Origin of the sequence: Burkholderia sp. E168m23, assembly GCF_016586125.1 — a bacterium.
GTDB lineage: Bacteria > Pseudomonadota > Gammaproteobacteria > Burkholderiales > Burkholderiaceae > Burkholderia > Burkholderia orbicola.
In genome coordinates, this window is record NZ_BCPP01000498.1 from 1 (window position 1) to 5,179 (window position 5,179).

The window sequence follows — 5,179 nt, forward strand, 5'->3', positions numbered from 1 at the left end:
CGGGATGTCGCCGTCGGCGTTTTACGCGTAACGGCCGCGCTGCCGATACCGCTAGCGCGCCGCGATTGCCGCGATGAAGCATGCGCATGCGGCGGCCGACGCCACCGTGCGCACGTGATTCCACCTCGTCCAGTCGTGCAGGTAGCGCGTCCACAGCGCCGCGCCTTGCGCCGTGGCCGGATCGGCCGCGGCGAGCGCGTCGTTGAGCGGCACGTTGACGGCCATCGTCACCGCGAACATGCCGAACACGTAAAGCACGCCGCCGGCGAGCGCCGCCATCGCGCCCGGCGAGTCGCGATCGAACAGCGCGATCACGACGAGCGCGAGCGCCATCAGCGTCGTGCCGAGGAACAGCGGCATGAACGGCGAACGCACGATGTCGACGTTGATCGCGTTCATCGCGGCCGCGCCGGCCTGCGGCGCGAGCCGTCCGAGCGACGTCATCACGAACGTCGAGAACGCGAAGTACACGCCGGCCATCAACCCGCAGCCAATGGCCGAACCCCACAGCAACGCTGAAGTCACGAACGCGATCATGGTCAGGCGCTCCATACGCCGGTCGCGGCGACCGCGCGCGCATAGTCGGCGAAATCGCGCGCCGGGCGCCCGAGCGTGGCCTCGACCCCGTGCGTCACCGCGCTGTTGCGCCCGTCGAGCACCACGTCGAACAGGTCGTCGAGCAGCGCGACGACCGGCTCCGGCACACCGACCTCGCTCAGCCCCGCGACGAATGCATCGTGCGGAATCTCGCGGTAGGCGATCGGCCGCCCGGCGGCCCGCGCGATTTCGCCGACCGCTTCGGCGAACGTCAGTGCGCGCGGGCCCGTCACCTCGATCACGCGGCTCGCGAAGCGCGCATCGGTGAGCGCGGCCGCGGCAACGTCCGCGATGTCGTCCGCATCGACGAACGGCTCGCGCACCGCGCCGACCGGCAGCGCGACTTCGCCGGCCAGCACGCCGTCGAGCAGATAGCCCTCGGAGAAGTTCTGGTTGAACCAGCTTGCGCGCACGACACCCCAGCCCACGCCCGACGCCTGCAATGCAGCCTCGGCCGCCTGCGCACGCGGCTCGCCGCGCCCGGACAGCAGCACCACGCGCTCGACGCCGCTCCCCCGCGCGAGCCGCGCGAATCCGGCGATCGCCTCCACCGCGCCTTCGACGGCCAGATCGGGCTGGTAGGTCACATAGGCGGCCGACACGCCGTCGAGCGCGGCGGGCCAGGTCTCGGGCGCCGTCCAGTCGAAGCGAACGGCCGACGTGCGCGACACCGGCCGCGTCGCGAGGCCGCGCGCGCGCAGCCGGGCATCGACGCGGGCGCCCGTCTTGCCCGAGCCGCCGACGATGAGGATGGGAAGGGCCGACATGTGCGTCTCCTTTTTCGAAAAACACGATAGACTCTCGCATTAGCAACGTCAAGTTTTTCGGGAGACAGCATGGGCCGACAAAAATCGGGGCAGAACGACGAGCCCGACGCGGCGGCAGCGGACACGCCGGCGCGCGCGCGGCTGGTACCGACGCAGCAGCGCAGCCGCGAGCGGTTCGAGCGCATCCTCGCGTGCGCGTCGGACGTGATGATCGAGAAAGGCTGCGATGCGTTCCGGATGAGCGACATCGTCGAACGCACGGGCATCTCGTTCGGTTCGCTGTACCAGTACTTTCCGGACAAGGCGGCCGTGATCGGCACGCTCGCGGAGCGCTACAACGCAGTCGGGCACGACTGCGTGCGGCGCGACCTCGCGGGAATGAAGACGCTCGACGACCTGCACGCCACGCTCGCGCGCATCACCGACAGCTACTACCGGATGTTCGTCGACGAGCCGCTGATGCGCGACATCTGGCGCGCGACCCAGGCCGATCGCGCGCTGCAGGCGCTGGACCGCGCGGATGGAGAATTCCTGGCCGGCCTGTTCGCGGATGCGTTGGCGGAAGTCGCGCCCGACACGACCCGCGCGCAGCGCAGCGCATTCGCCGAGCTGATGATGATCCAGATCGCGGCGGCCGTGCGCCACGCGATCACGCTGCCGCCGAAGGCGGCGCGGCGGTTGCTCACGATGTTCAAGCGCATGCTGCCGCGCGATCTGGCGGTGCTCGACGCGTGATCGCGCCATGCGTGCCGCACAATGCAAGCGGCCGCCCGAAGGCGGCCGCGCGAAGTGGGATGAAGCGCCGCTTACTTGCTGTAGTCGTACACTCCACGCCCGGTCTTGCGCCCGAGCCGCCCCGCCGACACCATCTCGCGCAGCAGCGGGCACGCACGATACTTCGGATCGCCGAAGTCCTTCACGAACACGTCCATCACCGCGAGGCACACGTCGAGGCCCACGAGGTCGGCCAGCGCGAGCGGCCCGATCGGGTGGTTCGCGCCGAGCTTCATCCCCGCGTCGATCTCCTCGGCCGACGCGATGCCTTCGGCCAGCACGAAGAACGCTTCGTTGATCATCGGCACCAGGATCCGGTTCACGACGAAACCCGGCGAATTGCGCACACCGATCGGCGACTTGTCGAAACGCTCGGTCAGCGCGCGCACGGCCGATGCGGTCGCGTCGCTCGTCTGCAGCCCGCGGATGATCTCGACGAGCGGCATCAGCGGCACCGGGTTGAAGAAGTGCATGCCGAGAAAACGCGACGGATCGGCGAGCGGCGCCGCGAGCGCGGTGATCGAGATCGACGACGTGTTGGTCGCGATGATCGCGTCCGGACGCGCGACCGCCTCGATCTGCTTCAGGATGCGGCCCTTCAGCTCGACGTTCTCGGTCGCGGCTTCGATCACGATGTCGACGGCGGCGAGCTTCGCGTAGTCGGTCGACGTCGTGATGCGCGCGAGCGCCGCATCGCGTGCGGCCGCGTCGAGCTTGTCCTTCGACACGAGCCGCTCGAGGCTGCCCTTGAGCGTCGCGAGGCCCTTGTCGAGCGCGGCGTCGCTGACGTCGATCATCACGACGTTCAGTCCTGCAACGGCGGCGGTTTGCGCAATGCCGTTACCCATGGTTCCGGCGCCCACGACGCCGACGGTTTCGATGGCCATGACGATTCCTGTGTATTCGGAGGCTGAGCGGTCGATTATCAGATGTTCTCGAAGATCGCCGCAATCCCCTGGCCGCCGCCGATGCACATCGTCACGAGCGCGTAACGCCCGCCGATGCGCTTCAGCTCGTACAGCGCCTTCACCGTGATCAGCGCGCCGGTCGCACCGATCGGGTGACCGAGCGAGATGCCCGAGCCGTTCGGATTGACCTTGGCCGGATCGAGGCCGAGCTCCTGCGTGACCGCGCACGCCTGGGCCGCGAATGCCTCGTTGGCTTCGATCACGTCGAGATCGCTGATCTTCAGGCCCGCGCGTTCGAGCGCCTTCTGCGTGGCCGGCACCGGGCCGATACCCATGTACGCCGGATCGACGCCCGCGTGCGCATACGCGACGAGGCGGGCGAGCGGCTTCACGCCCTGCGCGCGTGCGGCGTCCGCGCTCATCATCAGCACGGCGGCCGCGGCATCGTTGATGCCCGACGCGTTGCCGGCCGTCACGGTGCCGTTCTCCTTCGCGAACACCGGCTTGAGCTTCGTGAAATCGTCCGCGCTCGCGTCGTGGCGCACGTGCTCGTCGGTATCGAACGCCACTTCGCCCTTCTTCGCGCGGATCGAGATCGGCAGGATCTGGTCCTTGAAGCGCCCTTCCGCGATCGCACGCGCCGCGCGACGATGCGATTCGAGCGCCAGCGCATCCTGCGCGTCACGCGAGATGTCGTATTTCTTCGCGACGTTCTCGGCCGTCACGCCCATGTGGATCGTCTGGAACGGGTCGTGCAGCGCGCCGAGCATCATGTCGACGAGCTTCGCGTCGCCCATGCGCTGGCCGAAGCGCGCGGCCGGCACGGTGTACGGCGCGCGGCTCATGCTCTCCGAGCCGCCGCCGATCGCGACGTCGGCATCGCCGAGCATGATCGTCTGCGCGGCCGATACGATCGCCTGCAGGCCCGAGCCGCACAGGCGGTTCACGGTCAGCGCCGGCGTGTGCTGCGCGACGCCGCCGTTGATCGCCGCGACGCGTGCGAGATACATGTCCTTCGGCTCGGTGTTCACGACGTGGCCGAACACGACGTGCCCGACCGCGTCGCCCGGCACGTTCGCGCGCGACAGCACTTCGGCGACCACCTTCGCGCCGAGGTCGGTCGGCGAGAAATCCTTCAGGCTGCCGCCGAAATCACCGATTGCGGTACGGACACCGCTCACCACCACGACTTCCTTCGCTGCATTGCTCATCGTCTCACTCCGGTTCGTTCGCGCCCGCGGGCGCGGGGATGCGTTGCGTTACATGTTCGGGTAATTCGGCCCGCCGCCGCCTTCGGGCGTGACCCACACGATGTTCTGCGTCGGGTCCTTGATGTCGCAGGTCTTGCAGTGCACGCAGTTCTGCGCGTTGATCACGAGGCGCTCGCCGCCGTCGTCGTTCTTCACGAACTCGTACACCGCCGCCGGGCAGAAGCGCGCCTCCGGCCCCGCGTACGTGCGCAAGTTCACGTTCACCGGCACGCTCGCGTCCTTCAGCGTCAGGTGCGCCGGCTGGTTCTCCTCGTGGTTCGTGTTCGAGATGAACACCGACGACAGCCGGTCGAACGTCAGCTTGCCGTCCGGCTTCGGATACGCGATCGGCTCGCACTGCGACGCCGGCTTCAGCATCTCGTGGTCCGCGTGCCGGTGATGCAGCGTCCACGGCACGTTGCCGCCCATCACCTTCTGCTCGAGCCCCACCATCAGCGTGCCCAGGTACAGGCCCTTGGCCATCCACTGCTTGAAGTTGCGCGCACGGTACAGCTCCGTGTACAGCCACGATTGCTTGAACGCGTCCGGGTACGCATTGAGCTCGTCCGACTGGCGGCCGGCCTGCACCGCGTCGAATGCGGCATCGGCCGCCAGCATGCCGGTCTTGATCGCCGCGTGGCTGCCCTTGATCCGCGACGCGTTCAGGAAGCCCGCGTCGTCGCCGATCAGCGCGCCGCCCGGGAACACCGTCTTCGGCAGCGACAGCAGGCCGCCGGCCGTGATCGCGCGCGCGCCGTACGACACGCGCTTGCCGCCTTCGAGGAATGCGCGGATCGACGGATGCGTCTTGTAGCGCTGGAATTCCTCGAACGGCGACAGGTACGGGTTCGTGTAGCCCAGGCCCACCACGAAGCCGACCACC

The 5,179-nt window shown here is 68.6% G+C and carries 6 protein-coding genes; 1 reads left to right on the top strand and 5 read right to left on the bottom strand.

The features are described from left to right. Window positions 1–51: 51 nt before the first annotated feature. Window positions 52–537 carry a DUF1772 domain-containing protein gene (locus JMF90_RS23070; RefSeq protein ID WP_011545743.1) on the bottom strand — a complete coding sequence of 162 codons (486 nt, stop codon included), beginning with the start codon at window positions 535–537 and terminating at the stop codon, window positions 52–54. Between the two features lie 2 nt (window positions 538–539). Beyond that, window positions 540–1,364 carry an NmrA family transcriptional regulator gene (locus JMF90_RS23075; RefSeq protein WP_201317462.1) on the bottom strand — a complete coding sequence of 275 codons (825 nt, stop codon included), beginning with the start codon at window positions 1,362–1,364 and terminating at the stop codon, window positions 540–542. A 69-nt stretch (window positions 1,365–1,433) separates the two neighbouring features. Between JMF90_RS23075 and JMF90_RS23080 the strand changes: the two genes are divergently transcribed. Beyond that, window positions 1,434–2,099 carry a TetR/AcrR family transcriptional regulator gene (locus tag JMF90_RS23080; protein WP_201317463.1) on the top strand — a complete coding sequence of 222 codons (666 nt, stop codon included), beginning with the start codon at window positions 1,434–1,436 and terminating at the stop codon, window positions 2,097–2,099. Between the two features lie 71 nt (window positions 2,100–2,170). Here JMF90_RS23080 and JMF90_RS23085 read toward each other — a convergent pair whose 3' ends face one another. From JMF90_RS23085 to JMF90_RS23095, 3 genes are all read right to left on the bottom strand, one after another. Then, on the bottom strand, window positions 2,171–3,025 hold the full coding sequence (locus JMF90_RS23085; protein WP_006489742.1) for a 3-hydroxybutyryl-CoA dehydrogenase: 855 nt from the start codon (window positions 3,023–3,025) through the stop codon (window positions 2,171–2,173). A gap of 38 nt (window positions 3,026–3,063) precedes the next feature. Further along, window positions 3,064–4,257, bottom strand: a complete 1,194-nt coding sequence (gene bktB, locus JMF90_RS23090; protein ID WP_201317464.1) for a beta-ketothiolase BktB — start codon at window positions 4,255–4,257, stop codon at window positions 3,064–3,066. A gap of 48 nt (window positions 4,258–4,305) precedes the next feature. After that, window positions 4,306–5,179 (bottom strand): electron transfer flavoprotein-ubiquinone oxidoreductase (locus tag JMF90_RS23095; protein ID WP_201325469.1); only part of this gene is annotated, 874 nt, incomplete at its 5' end.